Genomic DNA, 23,410 nt, shown 5'->3' on the forward strand with positions numbered 1-23,410 from the left:
GAACTCAGCCGTAAAGGCACGCCGCTTTATCTTGGTCATGACTCACCTCCTAGGTTCAACCTAAATGGGTGTCTACCAAAATTAGACCACTACAGGCCGCGCGGGCGGCCTTCGTGGGCTTACGCGGCGTCTTGCGTCGTGGCGATGACGCTTCGCGCGTGGCTGCGCCTGCCCCTGGTGTCTGACACCCTGGTGAGATTCCCGTCATGCCAAGTGCGTCTCCCTAGGGTGTCAGACACCGGCAGCAGCAGACGCGCTGGGCAGGTTCAGGCAGAGACGCCAATAATCGTCACTTGAACCCCAGTGCCTGATGGGCGGCGCGTACCGGTCGGCAAGCTGTGGCTACCCGTCGCCGCGCCGCCCATCACCGCCCCTCCCCCCGTGACGGCGGCCCATTAGCTAACAACTCTCTGCCAGCGCGCACGCGCACACCGCCACGACGTCCCACCGACCCGATGCCGATTGCCGCCGCCCGGGCGGCAGCAATCCGGCGGCCCCGCAGATCTCCTGCCCTGACCACAGGTCTTGAAGCGCCCCAAACCAAAGACCCTCGTAGCACGGCGTCGCGGTCACCGTAGTTGCGAGCGCCGTCGATGCGCCCGAGGGAATCTGAAGGGAAGGCCGAAGGCCTGGACGAAGATGACAACGGGGCAGTCCGGAGCGAAGGCTCCGGACCGCAATCGTGGGCGATCGTGCCCACGGTGACCGCGGCGTCGGGCGACCTACGAAGACGCTCGCAGCGAGGACCAACCTCAGACACCCCAGGAAATGCACGCCTTAACGCGAAACATCATCTCCACGGATGTCAGACACCTAGGTAAACCCACATCCGTAGACAAAAACGCCACCCCCAAATACCACCAACATCCAACCCCATTCGCCTAGAATGTCGCCCACCAAAATCGCCATCATCCCCCCGTCATGTCCGCCACCCCCACAAGCGCCATCGCCTACGGCCTGGCAACGTTAGCCGCCGACGGCACCATCCTGGACACCTGGTATCCGCGGCCCTCGCTCGCCGATAACGCCCCGCCCACGGGAACTCGTCACCTGACGCCGGAAGAAGCGCGTGCCGCCCTCGGCGAGCACGTCGCCACCGCGCTCGTCCGTGACACCCGCCGCAAGGTGGATATCGTGGCCGTGCGGACCGCGATTTCGTCGCTGGACGAGCCGCCCGTCGATGCGCACGATGCGTACCTGCGGCTGCATCTGCTCAGCCATCGGCTCATCCGGCCGCATGGCGCCAATCTGGATGGGTTGTTTGGGGTGCTGGCCAACGTCGCATGGACCTCGGCGGGGCCGTGTGCGGTGGAGCAGGTGGACGCGTTGCGTTGGCATCTGCGCGCCACCGGGCAGGTGCTGGAGATCCGGGGCGTGGACAAGATCCCGCGCATGACCGATTACGTCGTGGCCAGTGGCGTGCGCATCGCGGACACGGCGCGTGTGCGGCTGGGCGCGCACCTGTCGCCGGGCACCACCGTGCTGCATGAAGGGTTTTGCAATTTCAACGCTGGCACGCTGGGTGCGTCCATGGTCGAAGGCCGCATCAGCGCGGGCGTGATCGTGGACGATGGCACCGACATCGGCGGCGGCGCGTCGATCATGGGCACCATGTCGGGCGGCGGCAGGCAGGTGGTGTCGATCGGCAAGCGTTGCCTGCTGGGCGCCAATTCCGGCCTGGGCATTTCGCTGGGCGATGACTGCGTGGTCGAAGCCGGCTGCTACATCACGGCCGGCACGCGGGTGCTGACGCCGGAAGGGGCCGTCGTGAAGGCGGTGTCGCTGGCGGGCCAGCACGGGCTGCTGTTCCGCCGCAACTCGCAGACGGGCGCGGTAGAGGCGCTGGTGCGCACCGCGGCGTGGGGCACGTTGAATCCTGCCCTGCATTCGGGGCATTGAATGAAACATGGCCGCCCCCCGGCGGCCATATCTTGCGAAGCGTGGCGCGATCGGCTTGCTGGGCCGGCGCCCGGCGTCAGGCGTATTGCGCCGTCTGCCCCAACCGGTCGTAGACCAGGTTTACAAAGAGGTCGGAACTCAGGATGTTCGCGACACGGCACGTGAAGACCGTCTCGCCGTTGTCGTCCTGCAGGGTGACCGTGTCGGTCCAATCGTCCAGATCGATGGGCTGCAGCGACTCGTACGGCCACGTGGCGCCGTCGATATGCAGGCCTTGCGCGGACAGGGACAGCTCGCGCGTCTGAAGGTCGGGAAAGGCGCCGCCCGCAATATAGCGGAATGCGACGCGCGCGCCTTGCGCCTGCAGCGCTTCCAGCACCGGCAGGCGCTGCGCCACGTACTGCGCGCGGAAGGCGTCCATGAAGGCGGGGAAATCGTCGACGCCGTCGGCGGTGGTCCAAGCGCCTTGCGGGGCGCTGCGAAACGCCAGGCTGTCGGCGGGAGCCGCGGCCGTATCCGGGCGGCTGGCGTACAGGCAGAGGTCGTGGATGTCCGCGAAGGCGGTGTAGCAGCGGGCGCCGCCTTCCTGAGCGACTACGCCTTTTTCGTGCAATTCAAAGCAATCCGGGGCGCGCCCCGTGCGCGTAAACACCGCGAATGCGTCTATGGCCTGCGGGGTTTGGCTATCTGTCATGCAACTTCCTGATTGGATTGGGGTGCTCTCGCGGCCCAGGACGTCGCAATGTCTTGCGAGCCGTATTCTCGCCCATATGCGAAATACGTGCTTGATGACCCCAATTCCCGCACTTTCGACGCAGATCACTCGCCAGGCGGAATCGGCGCAAACCGGAAGTGCTGCACGTTGCCGCGTCCCGCGATGATTGCCGTGGACTCGGGCACTTCTTCCCAGACGCCCGCCATGTCCGACAGGGGCTCGGACAACAGCAGGAAGGCGTCGTCGTCCATGGCGGCGATCTGCGCGTTGTCGGGATAGAGTTCGCGCAGGTGGCGCACGCAGGTGTTGTGAAACAGCGTGCGCGAGTCGCTTTCGCTGGAATAGCGCACGGCGATGAGCCGTTCGCCGTCCAACGCGCACACCGTCATGTTGATGGGATGCGCCACGCCGTGACGCCGGCCGGCTTCCTCGACGGCGCCCACCATCCGGGCGATGGCCGCGATGGGATCCTCGTCCAGGCCGAACGTAAGGGCCAAGAGAAACATCACCTCGGAATCCGTGGAGCCTTCCAGCGACCCGAAATACCCGGGCGCGATCATCAGCATCAGGTCTCGCCGCAGCAGCGGATAGTCGCGAATGAGGCCGTTGTGCACGAACAGCCAGTGCCCGTGACGGAAGGGGTGGCAGTTGGTTTCCTGCGCGGGGGTGTCGGTGGCGGCGCGGATGTGCGCGACGAAAAGCGGCGCATGGATGGCGCGCGCCGCCTCGCGCAGGTTGCGGTCGTTCCAGGCGGGGTGCACGCTGCGGTAGCGAAAGGGCGGCTCGGCGGGCCGGCCTTCGATGGCGCGGCCGTACCACCCCAGCCCGAACCCGTCCCCGTTCGTGGTGGTGGCGCCCAGGCGCGAATGCAGGCTCTGTTCGATGAGCGAGTGCTTGGCCTTGAACAGCACGCTCTCCATCTGCAGGGGACTACCGGTATAAGCCAGCCAACGGCACATGATGCGCTCCTTCGATCCGGACAGGCCAGTGTAGGAGCGAGGCAGGGCTTTCTTCAAGCCCGCGCCGGCGGCCCTATTTGTTCAGCAGCGCCTTCAGCATGGCCATGCGCTCCTTGGGGCTCATGGCGGCCGTCGCGTCGTCTTCCTGGATCCGCACGTCGCCCAGTCCCATCTCCTCGATGAAGCGTGAGGGCTCACGCACCAGATCTTCGCGCGCACGGCGGCGGCGCTTGCACCAGCTCAGGTGCAGGCTGCGCTGCGCGCGCGTGATGCCGACGTACATCAGTCGCCGTTCTTCCTGGATGCGCGTGGCCAGGTTTTCGGCGGCACGCGCCGGGTCGCCGACTTCGTCGTCCTTGCCCAGGTGAGGCAGCAGGCCTTCTTCGACGCCCGCCAGGTACACGTGCGGATATTCCAGGCCCTTGGAGGCGTGCAGCGTCGACATCTTCACGGCGTCGGGTTCTTCTTCCTCGCCACGCTCCAGCATGGTGACCAAGGCGACGTGCTGCACCAGGTCAAAGAGCGTCATGTTGTCTTCCTCGGCCTTGCGCTTGAGCCAGCCGGTCAGCTCCAGCACGTTCTGCCAGCGCGTTTGCGCGGGCCGTTCCTCGAAGAGCTCGAACAGGTGGCGCTCGTACTGAATGGCTTCGAGCAGGTCGTCGAGAATCGCGCCGGCCGGTTCCGCGGGCGCCGCGTCCTTGCCCGAGGCCGCGCCGCGGCCGGCGCGCCACTGCATGCGGCGGATGAATTCGGCAAACGTGCGCAGTTGTTCAAGCTGGCGGGGCGCGAGCACGCTTTCGAGGCCGGTCTCGGCCACGGCGGCAAGCAGCGACAGTTCCCGGCTGGCCGCGTACTGGCCCAGCGCCTGCAGCGTGGCCTGGCCGATGCCACGCTTGGGCGTGGTTGCCGCGCGGATGAAGGCAGGATCGTCGTCGTCGTTGGCCAGCACGCGCAGGTACGCCAGGATGTCGCGCACTTCCGCCTTGTCGAAAAAGCTTTGCCCACCGGAAATCGTGTACGGAATCTTCAAGTTGCGCAGCGCCTGCTCCAGGATGCGCGACTGATGATTGCTGCGGTACAGGATGGCGAAATCCTTCCACTGGGCCTGGCGCTCAAAGCGCGCCGCCGACACCTTCATGGCGATGGACTCGGCCTCCTGCTCCTCGCCGTCCATGGCCGCCACCGTGATGGGTTCGCCCACGCCCAGCTCGGACCACAGTTTTTTCTCGAAGAGCTTGGGGTTCTTTTCGATGACCTGGTTGGCCGCCGCCAGGATGCGCTGCACCGAGCGGTAGTTCTGCTCGAGCTTGATGAGCTTGATGTTGGGGTAGTCGGTGGTCAGCTTGGCCAGGTTCTCGATGGTGGCGCCGCGCCAGGCATAGATGGCCTGATCATCGTCGCCCACCGCGGTGAACATGGCGCGCGAGCCCGTCAGCAATTGCACCAGCCGGTACTGGCATACGTTGGTGTCCTGGTACTCATCGACCAGCAGGTAGCGCACGCGGTTCTGCCAGCGGGTGCGCACCTCTTCGTTGCTGGCCAGAAGCTGCGCGGGAATGCGGATCAGGTCGTCGAAGTCGACCGCCTGATAGGCTGCCAGCGTGGCGGCGTAGCTGCGATAGACGTTGGCGGCTTCGACGTCGCCCGGAGTGATGGCTTCACGCGCGGCGTCGTCCGGCTCCATCAGCGCGTTTTTCCACAGCGAGATGATGCCCTGCACGTGGCGCAGGCGGGCCTTGTCGGTGGTCGCCAGCAGTTCCTGGATGATCGACATGGCGTCGTCGGCGTCCAGGATGGAGAACGTGGGCTTCAGGCCCGCGTTGCGCGCTTCTTCGCGCAGCATCTTCACGCCCAGCGAGTGAAAGGTGCTGATGATCAGGCCCTTGGACAGCTTGCGGTCCACCAGCGTCTTCACGCGCTCGTCCATTTCGCGCGCGGCCTTGTTGGTGAAGGTCAGCGCCACCACGTTGCGGCCCATGTAGCCGCATTCGCGCAGCAGATACGCGATCTTCTGCGTGATGACGCGCGTCTTGCCGCTGCCGGCACCCGCCAGGACCAGGCAGGGGCCGTCCAGGTAAAGCGTTGCCTCCCGCTGCGCGGGATTCATGCCGTGGCCAATCGGTTCGCTTGCGGACATTGGAGATTCAGATCGTCATACGTTGCGGCGGCCATGCCAGGACAGCCGGCAAGCAAGGGGCCTGCCGCTTCCCGTCAATGGGCCGGAAAAACGCGAGAAAAAGGGGACGGGCGCAGCCGCCGCAGCGGGTCTGCCGCGCCGGTGCGATAGAGGAAGACGATCATAGAACAATCGGGTCGATGGCGCATCGGCGGGTGGCCGCAGAGGCACCCCCCGTGGCCGCACGTGCGCAACACCGGAGCATCGTCGCAGCGGCGAACTGTTGCCGCAGCGCCCCGTCGCACGCGCGTCCCGCTTCACCGCCGATCAGATTTCCAGGGGATCGACTTCCAGTTGCCAGCGCACGCGCGCCTCGTTGGCCAGATAAGGCAGATGGTGCGACCACGAAGCCAGAAACGCCTGCAGCGCCGGCCGGCTGCTGCTTTCGGCCAGCAGTTGGGCGCGCTCGATGTTGGCCACGCGGACCACGCGCAGCGGCACGGGGTCATACAGCATGATCGCGTCCATGCCCGGGAAATCGGCGGCCCACTCGCCCTCTGGCAGCACGCGCGCCTGCTCCAGGAACGCCTGGGCCACCTTGAGCTCGCGCGCTTCGGCGGTCAGCAGCGCCTGGTAAACGAAGGGCGGAAGCCCCGTGCTTTCGCGCTCGTGCAGTGCATGGCGCGCGAATCCGGCGTAATCGTGGCGCAGCAGGGCCTGGTACACCGGCTGCTCGGGATAGCCGGTCTGGATCAGGACTTCTCCGTTGCCCTGGTGGCGGCCCGCGCGGCCGGCCACCTGCATCAACTGCGCAAAGAGGCGCTCGGGCGCGCGGAAATCATGGGCGAACAGCATGGAATCCGCGTTCAGCACGCCCACCAGTCCCAGCCGCGCAAAGTCGTGGCCCTTGGCCACCATCTGCGTGCCCACCAGAATGTCGACCTCGCCGGCGTGCACGGACGCGAACAACGCCTCGGCACTGCCCTTCTTGCGCGTGCTGTCGGCGTCGATGCGCAGGATGCGCGCCTCGGGAAAGAGTTCGGCCAGATGTTCCTCGACACGCTGGGTGCCACGGCCCATCGGCGCCAAGTCCTGGTCGCCGCATTCGGGGCAGGCGCGCGGCACGGGGGCCTGGTAACCGCAGTGATGGCATTGCAGGCGATGGCCGCGGCCGTTGGTGCGATGCAGCACGGTAAAGGCCGTGCAGCGCGGGCAGTTGCTGACCCAGGCGCAGGACTGGCAGTGCAGGACGGGCGAATAGCCGCGCCGGTTCAGGAAGATCAGCACCTGTTCCTTGCGCTCGAGCCGCTGGCCGATGGCCTCGACGAGCTGCGGCGACAGACCTTGCTTCATTTGCAGGCGGCGCGTGTCCACCAGCCGGATCTTGGGCAGTTCGCTGGACCGGGCGCGGCCCGGCAGCGTCAGGCGCAGGTAGCGGCCGCGCTCGGCGTGCTGCCAGGTCTCCAGCGACGGCGTGGCCGAGCCCAGCACCACCGGGATGTTCAGATCGTGAGCGCGCCACACGGCCAGGTCGCGCGCCGAATAACGCAGTCCGTCCTGCTGCTTGTAGGACGCATCGTGTTCTTCGTCGACCACGATCAGCCCTAGCTGCGTCAGCGGCGCGAAGATCGACATGCGCGTGCCCAGCAGCATGCGGGCTTGTCCGCGATGGGCGCGGGTCCAGGCCTGCAGCCGCTCGCCGTCGGACAGGCCGCTGTGCATGACCGCCAGCCCCTCGGGTCCGACCAGCGACTCCAGGCGCGCGCGCAGCGCGGCTTCAAGCTGCGGCGTCAGGTTGATTTCCGGGACAAGCAACAGCACCTGCCGCCCCGCCGCCAGGACCTTTTCGGCGGCACGCAGGTAGACCTCGGTCTTGCCGCTTCCCGTCACGCCATGCAGCAGCACCGGCTTGAATCCGTCCAGCGCGCCAATGGCTTGCACCGCGGCTTCCTGCGCTTCGTTCAGCGCGGGCGGCTGGTCGGGCGTAGCCGGCGCGCGCACGGTCTTGCGTTTGCGCGCATCCATGCGCGCCACGGGCCCTTCCCCGGACCGCTTGCCCTGATAGGACGTGGGCTTGCGCAACGGCGGCGGCAGCGTGGGCAGCATCACCTCGCCCAGAGGCCGCTGATAGTAGTCGGCGGCAAAGCGCGCCATGCGCAACCACGCCTCGTCGAACGGCGGCAGATCGTCCAGCACCGCCTCGATGGGCCGAATCTGCTTGGGCTCGAAAGAAGGTTCGGCGGGATTGTCGACGACCACCCCGATCATCTTGCGCCGGCCGAACGGAACGATCACCCGCAGGCCGACGGCGATCGGCGCATCGCTGCGGTAATCGAACGGACCAGGCAACGGCACGTCCAGCGCCACGCGCACCCAGCACACCGCTGAGGAGTCGGACTTTACTTGCGCGTCAGGCGGGGAATCGGGGGACATTCATCTACTGAAATAGGACTAGCCAAATGTATGAGAAGCGACAGGCGCGGCATGGGACGATTGTCGCCTGCCCGGACGCCATTGATCCACCGACGCCTGTGGATAACTTTGGGGAAAAGGCAAGAGCAACATCGGAAAATGGAATATGGCAAGAATGCACAAACTATTGCATCCCTGTTGATAAGCGACATTTTCCGATATAAAACAGGCACTTGAGGCCGGTTTCAAGAATGTAAGCCAGCTTGAGAAGGGTTTTCCCCGAGGCTGCATTTATTGTGCACAAGTCGCCCGTGCGGCCTGCTTGCTTCGGCCCTTGGGGCCGAAGCGTTCACTTACTTACGCGTGCAGGGCGCGGCTGTGTCGGTGGACTTCATCGACCAATTCAGCTACCGCTTCTGGCGGAGTGAAGCGGGAAATGCCATGCCCCAGATTGAACACATGGCCGCCCTTGCCCACCGGTCCGAACGCGTCCAGCACCCGGCGCGCCTCTTTGCGGATGGCGCTGGCGCCACCAAAGAGCGCCATCGGATCCAGGTTGCCCTGGAACGCGACCGAGTCCCCGGTGCGCCGGCGGGCCGCCGCCAGATCCACCGTCCAGTCCAGGCCCACGGCGTCGCTGCCACAGGCCGCGATATCTTCAAGCCATTGGCCACCGCCCTTCGTGAACACGATGACCGGCACGCGCCGGCCTTCGTGCTCGCGGGTCAGGCCCGCCACGACCTTCTTCGTGTAGGCCAGAGAGAACTGCTGAAAGAGGCCATCGGCCAGCACACCGCCCCAGCTGTCGAACAGCATCACGGCCTGAGCGCCCGCGGCGATCTGGCCGTTGAGATATTGCAGGGTGGCTTCGGCGTTGATCTCAAGGATGCGATGAAGCAGATCAGGGCGCGAGTACAGCAGGGTCTTGATGAGGCGGTAGTCGTCGCTGCCCTTGCCTTCAACCATGTAGCAGGCGATGGTCCAGGGGCTGCCGGCAAAACCGATCAGCGGCACCTTGCCGTCAAGATCGCGCCGGATGGTGCTGACCGCATCGAACACGTAGCGCAGCTTGTCCATGTCGGGCACGGCCAGGCGCGCGACGTCCTCTTCGGTACGGATGGGATGCGCGAAACGCGGGCCCTCGCCTTCGGCAAAGTCCAGGCCGAGGCCCATCGCGTGCGGCACGGTCAGGATGTCCGAGAACAGGATGGCCGCGTCCAGGTCATAGCGTTCCAACGGCTGCAACGTGACTTCCGAGGCAAAGTCCGGATTCTGCGCCAAGCCCATGAACGAGCCCGCACGCGCGCGCGTCTCACGGTACTCGGGCAGATAGCGGCCCGCCTGGCGCATCAGCCAGATGGGGGTATAAGGCACGGGTTCGCGCATCAGGGCGCGCAAGAACACATCGTTCTTCAAACGGGGAGCGGACACGGCTAACCTCGATGATCGGAAGCCGTGAGTTTACTTCCCCTGGCCGGCAAGGCGGGCGGCGGCCTTATCCGTGGGATTGCGCGTGCGCAAGGCACGGCGGAGGGGGACGGGTTGGCGCCTGTGCGCCTTAGCCGCCGTCGTGCAGCCTTGCGGCCGCCTGCGCGGCCTGGCGGTAAGGTGCGGCTTCTATGCCGTGCTTGCGCATCAGCGCCCAAAACGCCCGGCGGTGCTTGGCGCACGCGCGCGCGGCCTGGGCCACGTTGCCCCCGTGGCGCGACAACGCGTAGCGGATGTATTCGCGCTCGAATCCGTTCACCACCTGCGCCTTCGCCGCGCGGAAGGTCTCTGGCGCGCCCCGCCGGTATTGGTGGCGCATGCTGCTCAAGGCGTGTTCGATGACATCGACGGCCACCTTGGGACGCGCGGGCGCCGCGTGAGGACCGATAGACGGCAGGTGTGCATGAGGCGAATGACGCCCGAGCAATGCGTGGGAAGCGTGATGCGAGAGCGGCGTGCTCTCAAGCTCGCCCGCGTCGGAGAAGCGTTGGCCGGCGAGCGCATGCCCGGCGCCGCCCGTCGGCGCGTCGGCGCTCAGGTAGCTGGCCCGGCGCTCATGGACCCCGCCCGTCGCGCCGGCGCCCGGCAAGGCGCTGCGGCGGGCGAGTCGAACCAGCCGTACGCGCAGGCTTTCCAGGCACACTGGCTGGCCGATGAAATCGGCCGCGCCCAAGCTGAGCAGATCGAGAATTGCGGGCGCCTTCACGTCGTGGATCAGCAGCAGAATGGGGGTGGAGAGCGCGTTGCTGGCTTGCTGCAGGGCCATGCGGGCCCACGCGAGCGAACCCGGCGCCACGGGCAGAATGCAGGCGTCGTAACGCCGCAGCGACAGCGACTGCCGGGCAAGGGAGTCCGGCGGCGGCGCCAGGGACACCGCATGCAGCCGCACGCGCGTCACCCTGCCCTGATGGCCTGCGACCCAGGCGCCCATCGTCGTTTCATGATCGGGCGCCATCAGCACCCCGCAATCCAGCACGTCTCGCATGCCTTCCTCGTTTGCATCGCAAAACTGAAGGCTACTGTTGCAACACCGCCGCGACTATTCGTAGTGAACGCATTGCGGCTGACCGTGACGGGGCGTCCGCACGGGTTTCGCACCCGCATGAAAAAAGCGGCCCGGGGGCCGCTTTCTTCGTGTCCGGGATTGACCCCGGAGAACCGCGTTGCCGCTTAGTGCGAGCGGCCGCCTTGGCGCAGCTTGCGCGCCGCGATGGCTTGTGCAGCCAGCATGGCGAGCTCGGCTTCGACGACAGCGATGTCAGCCTTGTCCTTGGCGTTGGCCAGGGCCAGTTCGGCCTTCTGGCGCGCTTCCAGGGCGCGAGCTTCGTCGAGGTCGGCGGCACGGATAGCCGTGTCGGCCAGAACCGTCACGCTGCCCGGCTGAACTTCCAGGATACCCCCGGCGACGAAGATGTTTTCCTCGCCTTGGTCGGCACGAACGATCTTGACCGTTCCGGGGCGTATGCGCGAGATCAGCGGGGTGTGGCCGGGCAGAATGCCCAGTTCACCCGACTCGCCAGGCAGAACCACGAACTTCGCCTCACCGGTGAAGATCGCTTCCTCTGCGCTGACCACATCCACATGCAGGGTAGCCATATCGGTTCCTTATTGCAGTTTCTTGGCCTTCTCGAAGGCCTCGTCGATCGAACCGACCATGTAGAACGCCTGTTCCGGCAGGGCATCGCACTCGCCGTTGACGATCATCTTGAAACCACGAATGGTTTCGGCCAGCGGAACGTACTTGCCGGGCGAACCGGTGAACACTTCGGCGACGTGGAACGGCTGCGACAGGAAGCGCTGGATCTTACGCGCGCGGGCCACGGCCTGCTTGTCTTCCGGCGACAGTTCGTCCATGCCCAGAATCGCGATGATGTCGCGCAGTTCCTTGTAGCGCTGCAGCGTCTGCTGCACGCCACGGGCCACGGCGTAGTGCTCTTCGCCGACGACTTGCGGGTCGAGCTGACGGCTGGACGAATCCAGCGGGTCGACGGCCGGGTAGATACCCAGGGCGGCGATGTCACGCGACAGCACGACGGTCGAGTCCAAATGCTGGAAGGTCGTGGCAGGCGACGGGTCGGTCAAGTCGTCCGCAGGGACGTACACGGCCTGGATCGAGGTGATCGAGCCGGTCTTGGTCGAGGTGATGCGCTCTTGCAGCTTGCCCATTTCCTCGGCCAGCGTGGGCTGGTAACCCACGGCGGACGGCATACGGCCCAGCAGTGCGGACACTTCGGTACCGGCCAGCGTGTAGCGGTAGATGTTGTCCACGAAGAACAGGATGTCGCGGCCTTCGTCACGGAACTTCTCGGCCATCGTCAGGCCGGTCAGCGCCACGCGCAGACGGTTGCCGGGGGGTTCGTTCATCTGACCGAACACCATCGCAACCTTGTCCAGAACGTTCGACTCTTCCATTTCGTGGTAGAAGTCGTTGCCTTCACGGGTACGCTCACCCACGCCGGCAAACACCGACAAACCGCTGTGCTGCTTGGCGATGTTGTTGATGAGTTCCATCATGTTCACGGTCTTGCCCACGCCGGCGCCGCCGAACAGGCCGACCTTGCCGCCCTTGGCGAACGGGCACACCAGGTCAATAACCTTGATGCCGGTTTCCAGCAGTTCCACCGACGGCGACAGTTCGTCGAAACGGGGAGCGGGCTGGTGGATACCACGCTTTTCGTCGTGCTGGATCGGGCCGGCTTCGTCGATGGGACGACCCAGCACGTCCATGATGCGGCCCAGCGTGCCGGTGCCGACGGGCACCGAGATCGGGGCGCCCGTGCCGGTGACCTTCATGCCGCGGCGCAGACCGTCGCTGGAGCCCAGCGCAATGGTACGCACCACGCCGTCGCCCAACTGTTGCTGCACTTCCAGCGTCAGACCCTTTTCGGCGAACGACGAACCCTCGTCGGCCAGAGTAAGCGCTTCATAGATCTTGGGCATGTGATCGCGGGGGAACTGAATATCCACCACGGCGCCGATGCACTGAACGATGGTTCCGTTGCTCATGTCGATTCCTTGCTTGATAGCTTTTGACGGGATGCTGCCTGCCTCAAACGGCGGCAGCGCCCCCTACGATTTCCGAAATTTCTTTGGTGATCGCGGCCTGACGGGTCTTGTTGTAGACCAGTTGCAGATCGCCGATGACCTTCTTGGCGTTGTCCGACGCCGCCTTCATGGCGACCATCCGGGCCGACTGCTCCGAAGCCATGTTCTCGGCCACGGCTTGGTACAGCAGGCCTTCAACGTAACGCTGCAGCAGGTCGTCGATCACGCTACGGGCGTCGGGTTCGTAGATGTAATCCCAGCTGTATTCCGACTTCACTTCCGAGGTCTTGGCCAGGCTTTCGGCGCCCGTCTGGTACGGATCTTCCAAACCGCTGGCCAGCGGCAGCAGACGCAGGAACAGGGGCTCTTGCTTCATCGTGTTGACGAAGCGGGTCGAGGCCACGTACAGCGCGTCGATACGGCCTTCCAGGTAGGCGTCCAGCTGCACCTTGATCGCGCCCAGCAGGCGGTCCAGTTGCGGCTTGTCGCCCAGTTGCACTTCCTGGGAAACCAGTTTGGCGCCGATACGGGTCAGCACACCCACGCCCTTGTTGCCGAAAGCGGTCGCTTGCACGGCGATGCCGTTTTTCTCGAACTCTTTCAGCTTGGCCAACGTCACGCGAGTGATGTTGGTGTTCAAGCCGCCGCACAAACCCTTGTCGGTCGTCACCATGACCACGCCGACCGCCTTGATTTCGCGTTCGACCAGGTACGGGTGGCTGTACTCGGGATTGGCCTGCATCAGGTGCGCAGCAATCTCGCGCACCTTGGTGGCGTACGGACGGCCAGCACGCATCCGTTCCTGCGCCTTGCGCATCTTGGATGCGGCGACCATTTCCATCGCCTTGGTGATCTTGCGCGTGTTTTGCACGCTCTTGATCTTGGTTCGGATTTCCTTAATTCCGGGCATTGCGCTTTCCTGTGAAGACTGGCCGATGGGTTCCGCTCGCGCCTCAACCATCCGGGAAGGATGGGTGAGGCGCCTTGGACGCCTAACCCATCACTTTCTTAAAAAGCACCGTGCTTCTTGAATTCCTGAACGGCGGCGGCCAGTTCGGCCTCGTCGTCCTTGGACAGTTCCTTGGTGTCTTCGATGCGCTGGATCAGGGCCGCGTGCTTGGCCTTGAGCTGATCCTTCAGCGACTTCTCGAACGACAGCACTTGGGCCACGTCCACGTCATCCAGGTAGCCGTTGTTGACCGTGTACAGCGTGACGGCCAGTTCCCACACCTGCAGCGGCTGGTATTGCGGCTGCTTGAGCAGTTCCACGACGCGCTTGCCGCGCTCGAGCTGGCGGCGGGTCGCGTCGTCCAGGTCGGAGGCGAACTGCGCGAAAGCGGCCAGTTCACGGTACTGCGCCAGGTCGGTACGGATACCGCCGGACAGCTTCTTGACGACCTTGGTCTGGGCAGCGCCACCGACGCGGGACACCGAGATACCGGCGTTGATTGCGGGGCGGACACCGGCGTTGAACAGGTCGGTTTCCAGGAAGATCTGGCCGTCGGTGATCGAGATCACGTTGGTCGGAACGAAGGCCGACACGTCGCCTGCCTGGGTTTCGATGATCGGCAGCGCGGTCAGCGAGCCGGTCTTGCCCTTGACGGCGCCTTCGGTGAACTTCTCGACGTACTCTTCGTTGACGCGAGCGGCACGCTCGAGCAGACGCGAGTGCAGGTAGAACACGTCGCCCGGGTAGGCTTCACGGCCCGGCGGACGGCGCAGCAGCAGCGAGACCTGGCGGTAGGCCCAGGCTTGCTTGGTCAGGTCGTCATAGACGATCAGGGCGTCTTCGCCGCGATCGCGGAAGTATTCGCCCATCGTGCAGCCGGCGTAGGCAGCCAGGTACTGCATGGCGGCGGAGTCGGAAGCCGACGCGGCCACGACGATGGTGTATTCCATCGCGCCGTGCTCTTCGAGCTTGCGGACCACGTTGTTGATCGTCGACGCCTTCTGGCCGATAGCGACGTACACGCAGGTGACGCCCTTGCCCTTCTGGCTGATGATCGTGTCGACGGCCACGGCGGTCTTGCCGGTCTGGCGGTCGCCAATGATCAGTTCGCGCTGGCCACGGCCGATGGGAACCATCGAGTCGATAGCCTTGATGCCGGTTTGCAGCGGCTGCGACACCGAGCGGCGGGCGATAACGCCAGGCGCCACTTTTTCGATGATGTCGGTGGCCTTGGCGTTGACCGGGCCCTTGCCGTCGATCGGCTCGCCCAGCGTGTTGACCACGCGGCCTTTCAGTTCCGGACCCACCGGAACTTCCAGAATGCGGCCGGTCGTCTTGACCTGATCGCCTTCGGAAACGCCGGTGTAGTCGCCGAGAATAACGGCGCCGACGGAATCACGCTCGAGGTTGAGCGCCAGACCGAAAACGTTGTTGGGGAATTCGAGCATTTCGCCCTGCATCACGTCCGACAGGCCGTGGATGCGGGTAATACCGTCGGTCACGGACACGACGGTGCCCTGAGTACGGACATCAGCCGAAGCGCCCAGGCCCTCGATGCGGCTCTTGAGCAGTTCGCTGATCTCGGAGGGATTGAGTTGCATATTGACTCCTGGAATCCTGTTAGTAGCCTTAAGCGGCGAGCTGATCGCGCATGCGGACCAATTGGGCTTGTACGGAAGTATCGAGCACCTGGTCGCCGACGGCCACGCGCACGCCGCCGATCAACGACGGGTCGACGGTAACGCTGGGCTTGAGCTTGAGGCCGAATTTTTGTTCGAGCGCGGCGACCAGATCCTTGACCTGGGCATCGCTCAGCTCGAACGCGCTGGTGATTTCCGCCTGCGCCGTGCCTTCGTGACGATTCCGCAGCGCGACGAATTGCGAGGCGATCTCGGGCAGCAGCAGCAGCCGGTCGTTTTCGACCAGCAGCTCGATGAAATTATGGGCGGCTTGCGGCAAATCGGCCTTGATCAGGCCGGTAAACAGTTCGACGCGCTGCTTGTCGCCCAGACGCGGATCGGCCATGGCCTCGCGCACGTCGGGGTTGGAGGCGACCTGCGACATTTCGCTGACCAGGTCGGCCCACGCCGGCAGACCGGCCTTGTCGTCGCGCGCTGCGCTGAAGAGCGCTTCAGCGTAGGGCCGGGCAACAGTGGAAAGTTCAGCCATGACGGTCCCGGATTAGAGCTGCGCGCGGAGCTGGTTCAGCAGCTCGGCGTGTGCGCGGGCGTCAACCTCGCGCTTGAGGATCTGTTCAGCACCCTTGACGGCCAGCGCGGCGACGTCGTCGCGCAACGCTTCGCGGGCGCGCTGGACTTCCTGCGCGGCATCCTGGGCAGCCTGCGCCACGATGCGGGCACGTTCGGCTTCCGCTTCGCGGCGGGCCTGCTCGATCAGGGAGGCGGCTTGCTTCTCGGCCTCGATGATGCGTGCGTGGTTTTCGGACTTGGCAGAAGCCTCGATCAGACTGACGCGCGCCTGGGCTTGAGCCAGGTCGGCTTTGCCCTTCTCGGCGGCGGCCAGGCCGTCGGCGATTTTTTGGCGGCGCTCGTCCATCGCCTTCGTCAGGGGAGGCCACACGAATTTCATCGTGAACCAGCCCAGAACGAAGAACACGAGCATCTGGAAAATGATCGTCGCGTTCAGATTCACGGTCGTTCCTTTAACACCTTTCGGCTCCGACCGCACCCGGAAAGGGGCGTCGCGGAGCACTCGATACTTTGCTGACCGGCGATGGAGCCGTTGCTCTCATCGCCGCCAGCGTCATGACCCACCTATTTGCCGGCGGGCGGTGCCTTAGCCGACGAACGGGTTGGCGAAGGCGAACAGCATGGCGATACCCACGCCGATCAGGAATGCCGCGTCGATCAGGCCAGCCAGCAGGAACATCTTCGTTTGCAGAGCGTTCATCAGTTCAGGCTGACGAGCCGAAGCTTCCAGATACTTGCCGCCCATCAGTGCGATGCCGATGCAAGCGCCGATAGCGCCCAGACCGATGATAAGACCGCAAGCGAGGGCAACGAAAGCGACGTTGGTCATGACAACTCCTTGGTTAGAAATCTGAAGTCAAAAATTGAAAAATAAGAGGTACAGCTCAATGCAAGATAATCTTGCTATCCGGTGCCGGCCGGGTGGCCGACGCCGGAAATTCGGGGGATCAGTGGCCTTCGTGAGCCTGGCCGAGATACACCAGCGTCAGCATCATGAAGATGAAGGCCTGGAGCAGAACGATCAGGATGTGGAAGATTGCCCAGATCGAGCCGGCCAGGATGTGGCCGATGCCCAAGCCGATGCTGGCGCCGTTGAAGCCGGTCCAGGCGCCGCCCAGAAGGGCGATCAGCATGAAGATCAGTTCGCCGGCGAACATGTTGCCGAACAACCGCATGCCCAGCGACACGGACTTGGCGGCGTATTCGATCATGTTCAGCAGCAGGTTGAACGGGGCCAGCACGATGGCGCCCAGGCCATGCGCATGGAACGGCGCGGTGAACAGTTCTTTGACGAAACCGCCCGGCTTCTTGATCTTGATGCCGTAGTAGAACATCAGGAGCAGCACGCCCAGCGACATGCCCATCGGCACGTTCAGGTCGGCGGTCGGGAGGATGCGGTGGTAATAGAGGGGATCGCCGTGCTCAGCACCCAGACCGGTCAGGCGCCAGATGGAGGGCAGCAGGTCGACGGGCAGCAGGTCCAGCGCGTTCATCAGGATGATCCAGAGGAACACGGTCAGGGCCAGCGGGGCGATGAAAAGACGGCTCTTGGCGTTGTGGACGATGCCCTTGGCCTGGTCGTCGACCATGTCGACGATCATTTCCACAAAGGCCTGGAAGCGGGAAGGAACACCGCTGGTCGCACGGCGGGCAGCGCGCCACAGGAAGAAAATGACGATCAGGCCCATCAGGCCGGACCAGAACAACGAGTCGTAATTGATGATGTCGAACTGAGCAATAGCGCTCTGTTTCTCACCGGTATTGTTCAGATGCACCAAGTGATGCTGAATATACGCGGATTGAGGCGACACGTCGCTGGCAGCAGCCATTTGAACCTATCCTATTTGCTGTATGCCCGGTCCTTGCGAACCGGACGATTCCACGATTTCGTTTGCCGCAACTTACTCGGCGCTAAGACAGCCTGCGGAACATCAGAAGCAGGAGATAGCCTTTCAGGGTGAGTATCAGACCGAGCAACGCGGCAGGCCACACAAGCCAGTCATGCGTCACACGCGAAAGCAGCCACAACAGCAATGCCGTTGCGAACAACTTGATCAACTCACCAGAGAGAAAGGTAAAGGGACTGGCCTTGCCGGCCCGAACGCTGACAGCCAGGCGCAATGCGAACAACGCATTGGGTATGAAATACGCTCCTGCCCCCGCCAGCGCCGACCAACCTGCCGCCGCCCCTCCTACAACCCCCGCTATTACTGCTGCTGCGAGCCCCATGGCGCCTTGCGCCGCCAATGCCAACAAGAGCCCACGGCTGGCTTGAGCGTTCAGCGCCGCGCGATCCGCGTCACTGAGCACCAGAACTTCCACCTCGTCCGGATCGATCGAATCCTGATCCAGACTGGGCCTCAGACCTTGGGGTCTTAGACCTTCGGGTCTTAGACTTTCAGCCCCCAGACTTTGTCCAGGACCCTGCCCTAAACCCTGCCGTTGCTGCATGGAGTTCTGCCGCATCAAACTTCCCCGCTTAACCTGGCCCTGTGGGAACCGACGCGCTTTTTGAAGCGCATGTTTCTTATCCCGCAAGCGTCAAACCCGCAGAGTATAGCTTGGTTTTTTGCACCCTAGCAAATGAACTTTCGGCCGTTTGTAAGGTGGCAACAACGCCTGCTTGCGGCGGAAAAATTGGGGACGAGCGAGCGCTCTGCCGGGCGTGGCCGCCGGTCCCGCCTCTGCATGAAAAGGCGCGCGGCCCCATGTCGGAGACCGCGCGCCTTGTGCGTTCTGGCGGATGCGCGCCAGCAGCTATGCGTTCAGCAGTTTCGCGCTTGCCCGATCTTAGTCTTCCTTGACCGGCGGCGGCGCCCACTGCCCGTCCAGGGCGGTGTTCTGCGGCGAGTACAGGCGCATGCTGAGGACGAACGGGCCATCGGCGGCAGGCGTGCTGACCCAGTTGGCGCGCTTGGATTCGCCCGGATCGCGGCGCTGCACGTAGATGTCCAGCGAACCGTCGGCGTTGTACTTCAGCCCGTCGGTGCTGCGGATCACGTAGCGGTTGGCCGGATTCTCGGCAAAGCCGTACTTGCTGTTGTAGACGTGCAGCGACCAGAGCTGGGCCGGCGGCAACTGGCCCTTGTCGAAATGCAGCACGTAGTCTTCGCTGGAATCCAGCGGTCGGCCCTTGGAATCGGACACGGTCACCGGGTACAGCACGTCTTCCGGCGTGGGCGCGCCCAGGCCGGCATAGGCGATCGCCGCACGGCGCGTGTAATCGGTGCCGTAGGTGCCGATGCCCGTCAGCACCGTATTCCAGCCGTTGATCGGCGTGGCCAGGCGCGAGACGTTGTCGGCGATGCGGCGGCCGGCCAGGGGTTGCGCGTCGGTCAGCGCCTGCTGCACAGCCGGGCTCAGGCGGCCATACGAGAACGGCTGGCGGTCATCCAGGCCGATGCGGCGCATGCGGTCCAGCATGGGCGTGTCGTTGGCGTGCGGCGGGTTGTTGCGCAGCGCGTCGAAGAACACGGCAAAGTACGAGGCGGCGTCCATGCCTGCGACCTGCTCGGCCGGGGTGCCGTCGGGCACCGTGACGGCCGGGGCCGGCATGGGCAGGTTGCTGCCGATGGGCGCGGTGCCGATGCCCGAGCCGGTCTGCGGGTACGCGTTGCCGGCGTTGCGGCCGCGCGGCGCGGTGTTCGGCGTCACGGGGACCAGCAGCGGACGCGCGGTCATGCCGGACTGGATCTGGTTGACTGCGGCGTAGTCCTGCGGGCCGCCCGCCTGCGTCCAGCCGATCAGCCAGCCCATCGAGGTTGGGCTGCGGATCACGTCGACGCCGGCCGGCACGGTCCCGTTCCAGTTCGGGCCGACGATGGCGAAGGACTGGGCGCCGTTGCCATTGGTGCGCGTGCCGCGCGAGGCGAAGACGTCGCTCCACATGTCCAGCGCCGACAGCACGGTGTAGCGGCCGCCGGTGTCGGGCAGATTGATGATGAGCGGCGCGCGCGAGACGTCGAACCACAGGCTGGAGTACAGCGCGTCGGCGCTGGGCCAGGGCGTGTCGGCCGCGCGCGGATCCGGGAAGGCGGCCTTGTGGCCGAACTGGTTCATCGGCGCCTTGCCGTCCAGCGGGCTTTGCACCGCCGTGGCCTGGCGGCGCGCCAGTTCCATGAGCACCATGGGATACGCGTAGACGTAGGCATCGATGGCCGTATCGCGCAATTGCGCCTCGCTCATCTGCGGGGCGGCCTGCGGGGCGGCGTACGGCGTCTCGGAGACCAGACGCAGCGTGGATTGCGGCGATTGAGCCTGGGCAACATTGATGAAGCAGACGCTGAGCGCGCCGGCGAGCGCAGCCGTGGTCAGCCGGCGGGTAGCGATGGGTTTACGCATGCAAGGCTCCTTCTTGATTTTGTTTGCAATCGAGCCGCCGCGCGGGATTTGCCAGTGACAGCAAACCGCTCTGGCGCGGCACCTCGGGATGACGCTCATTCAGGATAGGGCCGAAGTCTGCAACAAGGTGCTAGCCAGACGTTTCAAGGCGAAACCTGCACTTTGCGCGCAGATGACCATGAAAAAGCGCGCCCTCATAGGGCGCGCTTGGCAATGCAGGGCCTGCGATTCACGCAGGCGTAGCCGTAACAAGGATTAACGGTGTTTGAAGTCGGGTTTGCGCTTTTCAGTAAACGCGGCCATGCCTTCCTTCTGGTCTTCGGTGGCAAAGAGCGAATGGAACACGCGGCGTTCGAACAGCAGCCCTTCGTTGAGCGAACCTTCAAAGGCGCGGTTGACGCATTCTTTGGCCATCATGACCGACGGCAGCGACATGGAGGCGATGACGGTGGCGGCGTCCATGGCTTCTTCAAGCAGCTTGTCCGCGGCAACCACGCGCGAGACGAGACCGGCGCGCTCGGCTTCCTCGGCGCCCATCATGCGGGCGGTCAGCGCCAGGTCCATGGCCTTGGCCTTGCCGACGGCGCGCGGCAGACGCTGCGTGCCGCCGGCACCGGGGATCACGCCCAGCTTGATTTCGGGCTGGCCGAACTTGGCCGTGTCGGCCGCGATGATGATGTCGCACATCATGGCAAGCTCGCAGCCGCCGCCCAGCGCGTAGCCGGCCACGGCGGCGATCACGGGCTTGCGGATGCGCTTGAGCGTTTCCCAGTTGCGCGTGATGTATTCGCTGCCGTACACGTCCATGTACGACCAGTCTTTCATGGCGCCGATGTCAGCCCCCGCCGCGAAGGCCTTTTCGCTACCGGTGATGACGACGCAGCCGACGTCGGGATCGGCCTCGAACGCCAGCAGCGCGGCGCCCAGTTCGTCCATGAGCTGATCGTTCAGCGCGTTGAGCGCCTTGGGACGATTCAGCGTCAGCAGGCCGACTCGGCCCCGGGTTTCGACCAGTACAAACGACTCGCTCATGAATGTCTCCGGTAATAAGATATGAGCATGAAAAAAAATGATGACGTACCTCCCATACTTTACCGCCTTGCGCCGCACGATCCCGCAGGCCACCGCTACCGGATAACCCTTACGATCGCATCGCCCTCGCCCGCCGGCCAGCGCCTGTCGCTGCCCGCCTGGATCCCGGGCAGCTACCTGATCCGCGACTTCTCGCGCCAGATCGAAACCGTGTCGGCCCGTGCCGGCACGCGGCGCGTGACTGTCGACAAGATCGACAACCACACCTGGCAGGCCGCGCCGTGCGAGGGCCCGTTGCAGGTGGAGTACACGGTCTACGCCTGGGACCTGTCGGTGCGCGGCGCGCATCTGGACGAGACGCACGGTTTCTTCAATGGCACCAGCGTGTTCCTGCGCGTGCACGGCCAGGACCACGAGCCCTGCCTGGTGGACCTGGCGCCGCCGCGCGGCATCGACGGCTGGAAGGTCTACACGAGCCTGCCCGAAGCCGCGGGCCACAAGGGCGCGGCGCGCCGTCACGGTTTCGGGCTATACCTGGCGCCGGACTATGACGCGCTGATCGATCACCCGGTCGAGATGGGCACGCCGCAGGTGTCGCGCTTTGTGGCGCATGGCGCGGAGCACGAACTGGTGTTCACGGGCGTGGCGCCGAATCTGGATCTGGCGCGCATCACGGACGATGTGAAGAAGATCTGCGAGACGCAGATCGCTTTCTTCGAACCCCGCACTAAGCGCGCGCCGTTCCTGGACAGCGCGGACCGCTATGTCTTCATGACGATGGTGACGGGCGACGGCTACGGCGGCCTGGAGCATCGCGCCAGCACGGCGTTGATGACGGCGCGCAAGGACCTGCCGGTGCTGGGCCAGCAAGGCCAGGGCGAAGGCTACCGGGGATTCCTGGGGCTGGTGAGCCACGAGTATTTCCACACCTGGAACGTCAAGCGCATCAAGCCGGATGTCTTCGCGCCGTACGATCTGTCGCAACCGGACCTGACGCGCCTGTTGTGGGTGTTCGAGGGCTTTACGTCCTACTACGACGATCTGCTGCTGCTGCGCTCGGGCGCGATCACGCGCGCGGATTACCTGCGCCTGCTGGCCAAGACGATCACCAGCGTGGCCCGCACGCCGGGCCGCCACAAGCAGTCGGTGGCAGAGAGCTCTTTCGATGCGTGGACGCGCTATTACAAGCAGGATGAGAATTCGCCGAATGCGCTGGTGAGCTATTACACGAAGGGCGCGCTGGTGGCGCTTGGGCTGGATCTGCTGATCCGCGAGGAATCGTCGGGCGCGCATTCGCTGGACGATGTGATGCGGTTGCTGTGGGATCGCTATGGCCGGGACTTCTATCGGGGCAAGCCGCACGGTTTGCCGGAAGACGGGCTGCCGGCGCTGATCGAGGAAGCGACGGGGGTGGACACGCGGCGCTTCATCGCTCGGCATGCGTATGGGACGGCGGATGTGCCGCTGGCTTCGTTGCTTGAAACACAGGGCGTGAAGCTGCAATGGAAGACGTCGGCCAATATTCCGTCATTGGATGTGCGCACGCGCAAGCAAGGCGACTCGCTGACGCTGGCGACGGTTCTTGAAGGCGGGGCGGGGCACAAGGGAGGCTTGTCGGCGGGTGATGTGCTGGTGGCTATCGATGGACTACGGGTGGATGCGCCGGCGGGGTTGGATCTGCTGCTTGCGCAGTACCGGGTTGGGGATCGGGTGACCGTGCATGTGTTTCGGCGGGATGAGCTGCGGGAGTTCCGGGTGAAGTTGAGTGGGCCTGAGGCTACGGAGTGTGTGTTGGTTTGAGGGGGTACCGGGCTGATAGATTGAGTTCTTAAGGCGTTCGGCACGGTTCGTCCGGCATGGTTCTTAAGGCGCCCGGCGCGTCGTGGGCCTGGGGCAGGCGGGGCTCCGATTGCGGTCCGGAGCCTTCGCTCCGGACTTCCCCATCCTCAACCTCGTCCGCCTTCGGCTCCCTTCGGTTTCCGTCGGGCGCATCTAAACGCCCCGCCTACCCCAGGCCCACGACGCACCGGGCTTTGCAGTTGAATCTTCTCGGGCGGCGGGGCGAGTCGGGTTCTTGAGGTTCTTGCATGCAGTCGTTTGGGAGAGAAGCGTCTTGCGGCGCCCGTCCCCGTTCGGCTGTCGTGGTCAAGTTTTAGTGGACACTTAGGTCGGTTGTTTTCGCGGCCGGCGGGCCTCATAGGTGGCCGGAGCCAGATACCCTAACGTAGAGTGCAACCGCCGGGT

At 64.8% G+C, this 23,410-nt stretch carries 19 protein-coding genes; 2 read left to right on the forward strand and 17 right to left on the reverse strand.

Annotated features, from left to right (window positions below):
• Positions 1 to 921 precede the first annotated feature (921 nt).
• On the forward strand, positions 922 to 1,899 hold the full coding sequence (dapD, locus tag HV786_RS26605; protein ID WP_128827093.1) for a 2,3,4,5-tetrahydropyridine-2,6-dicarboxylate N-succinyltransferase: 978 nt from the start codon (positions 922 to 924) through the stop codon (positions 1,897 to 1,899).
• A 76-nt stretch (positions 1,900 to 1,975) separates the two neighbouring features.
• Here dapD and HV786_RS26610 read toward each other — a convergent pair whose 3' ends face one another.
• The 17 genes from HV786_RS26610 to HV786_RS26690 all read right to left on the reverse strand — a co-directional run bounded on the left by HV786_RS26610 (position 1,976) and on the right by HV786_RS26690 (position 21,166).
• Positions 1,976 to 2,593, reverse strand: a complete 618-nt coding sequence (locus tag HV786_RS26610) for a hypothetical protein (RefSeq protein WP_128827094.1) — start codon at positions 2,591 to 2,593, stop codon at positions 1,976 to 1,978.
• Between the two features lie 125 nt (positions 2,594 to 2,718).
• Positions 2,719 to 3,573: a class II glutamine amidotransferase gene (locus HV786_RS26615; RefSeq protein ID WP_128827095.1), complete on the reverse strand. Its 855-nt coding sequence runs from the start codon at positions 3,571 to 3,573 to the stop codon at positions 2,719 to 2,721.
• Positions 3,574 to 3,646: 73 nt separating this feature from the next.
• Positions 3,647 to 5,710, reverse strand: coding sequence for a UvrD-helicase domain-containing protein (locus tag HV786_RS26620; RefSeq protein ID WP_175212067.1), 2,064 nt, complete (start codon positions 5,708 to 5,710; stop codon positions 3,647 to 3,649).
• 306 nt (positions 5,711 to 6,016) lie between these two features.
• Entirely contained in the window at positions 6,017 to 8,122 is a 2,106-nt protein-coding gene (locus HV786_RS26625) for a primosomal protein N' (RefSeq protein WP_128827096.1), read from the reverse strand.
• Positions 8,123 to 8,458: 336 nt separating this feature from the next.
• Positions 8,459 to 9,532: a uroporphyrinogen decarboxylase gene (gene hemE, locus HV786_RS26630; protein WP_128827097.1), complete on the reverse strand. Its 1,074-nt coding sequence runs from the start codon at positions 9,530 to 9,532 to the stop codon at positions 8,459 to 8,461.
• Between the two features lie 127 nt (positions 9,533 to 9,659).
• A complete protein-coding gene (locus HV786_RS26635) occupies positions 9,660 to 10,574 on the reverse strand; it encodes a helix-turn-helix domain-containing protein (RefSeq protein ID WP_175212068.1) in 915 nt (304 codons plus the stop codon).
• 185 nt (positions 10,575 to 10,759) lie between these two features.
• Positions 10,760 to 11,185, reverse strand: a complete 426-nt coding sequence (locus HV786_RS26640) for a F0F1 ATP synthase subunit epsilon (protein ID WP_056327609.1) — start codon at positions 11,183 to 11,185, stop codon at positions 10,760 to 10,762.
• Positions 11,186 to 11,194: 9 nt separating this feature from the next.
• Positions 11,195 to 12,595, reverse strand: coding sequence for a F0F1 ATP synthase subunit beta (gene atpD / locus HV786_RS26645; RefSeq protein WP_108697054.1), 1,401 nt, complete (start codon positions 12,593 to 12,595; stop codon positions 11,195 to 11,197).
• Between the two features lie 43 nt (positions 12,596 to 12,638).
• Entirely contained in the window at positions 12,639 to 13,544 is a 906-nt protein-coding gene (gene atpG, locus HV786_RS26650) for a F0F1 ATP synthase subunit gamma (protein ID WP_008167500.1), read from the reverse strand.
• Between the two features lie 98 nt (positions 13,545 to 13,642).
• Positions 13,643 to 15,184: a F0F1 ATP synthase subunit alpha gene (atpA, locus tag HV786_RS26655; RefSeq protein ID WP_056327611.1), complete on the reverse strand. Its 1,542-nt coding sequence runs from the start codon at positions 15,182 to 15,184 to the stop codon at positions 13,643 to 13,645.
• Between the two features lie 28 nt (positions 15,185 to 15,212).
• A complete protein-coding gene (locus HV786_RS26660) occupies positions 15,213 to 15,752 on the reverse strand; it encodes a F0F1 ATP synthase subunit delta (protein ID WP_128827098.1) in 540 nt (179 codons plus the stop codon).
• Between the two features lie 12 nt (positions 15,753 to 15,764).
• On the reverse strand, positions 15,765 to 16,235 hold the full coding sequence (locus HV786_RS26665) for a F0F1 ATP synthase subunit B (protein WP_008167494.1): 471 nt from the start codon (positions 16,233 to 16,235) through the stop codon (positions 15,765 to 15,767).
• A gap of 144 nt (positions 16,236 to 16,379) precedes the next feature.
• The gene (gene atpE, locus HV786_RS26670) at positions 16,380 to 16,622 is read right to left on the reverse strand and encodes a F0F1 ATP synthase subunit C (protein WP_003815363.1); all 243 of its coding nucleotides are present in this window, start codon (positions 16,620 to 16,622) and stop codon (positions 16,380 to 16,382) included.
• A gap of 118 nt (positions 16,623 to 16,740) precedes the next feature.
• A complete protein-coding gene (gene atpB, locus HV786_RS26675; protein WP_062840107.1) occupies positions 16,741 to 17,622 on the reverse strand; it encodes a F0F1 ATP synthase subunit A in 882 nt (293 codons plus the stop codon).
• An 82-nt stretch (positions 17,623 to 17,704) separates the two neighbouring features.
• On the reverse strand, positions 17,705 to 18,115 hold the full coding sequence (locus HV786_RS26680; protein ID WP_366869505.1) for an ATP synthase subunit I: 411 nt from the start codon (positions 18,113 to 18,115) through the stop codon (positions 17,705 to 17,707).
• Between the two features lie 468 nt (positions 18,116 to 18,583).
• A complete protein-coding gene (locus HV786_RS26685; RefSeq protein WP_175212069.1) occupies positions 18,584 to 20,134 on the reverse strand; it encodes a DUF1254 domain-containing protein in 1,551 nt (516 codons plus the stop codon).
• Between the two features lie 255 nt (positions 20,135 to 20,389).
• Positions 20,390 to 21,166 carry an enoyl-CoA hydratase gene (locus HV786_RS26690; RefSeq protein WP_056327615.1) on the reverse strand — a complete coding sequence of 259 codons (777 nt, stop codon included), beginning with the start codon at positions 21,164 to 21,166 and terminating at the stop codon, positions 20,390 to 20,392.
• 27 nt (positions 21,167 to 21,193) lie between these two features.
• Here HV786_RS26690 and HV786_RS26695 point away from each other — a divergent pair, with 27 nt between their 5' ends.
• Positions 21,194 to 22,966, forward strand: coding sequence for a M61 family metallopeptidase (locus HV786_RS26695; RefSeq protein WP_128827099.1), 1,773 nt, complete (start codon positions 21,194 to 21,196; stop codon positions 22,964 to 22,966).
• The last annotated feature ends 444 nt before the right edge of the window (positions 22,967 to 23,410 follow it).

The sequence above is a fragment of the Achromobacter mucicolens genome, from assembly GCF_902859725.1.
GTDB classification, from domain to species: domain Bacteria; phylum Pseudomonadota; class Gammaproteobacteria; order Burkholderiales; family Burkholderiaceae_B; genus Achromobacter; species Achromobacter mucicolens.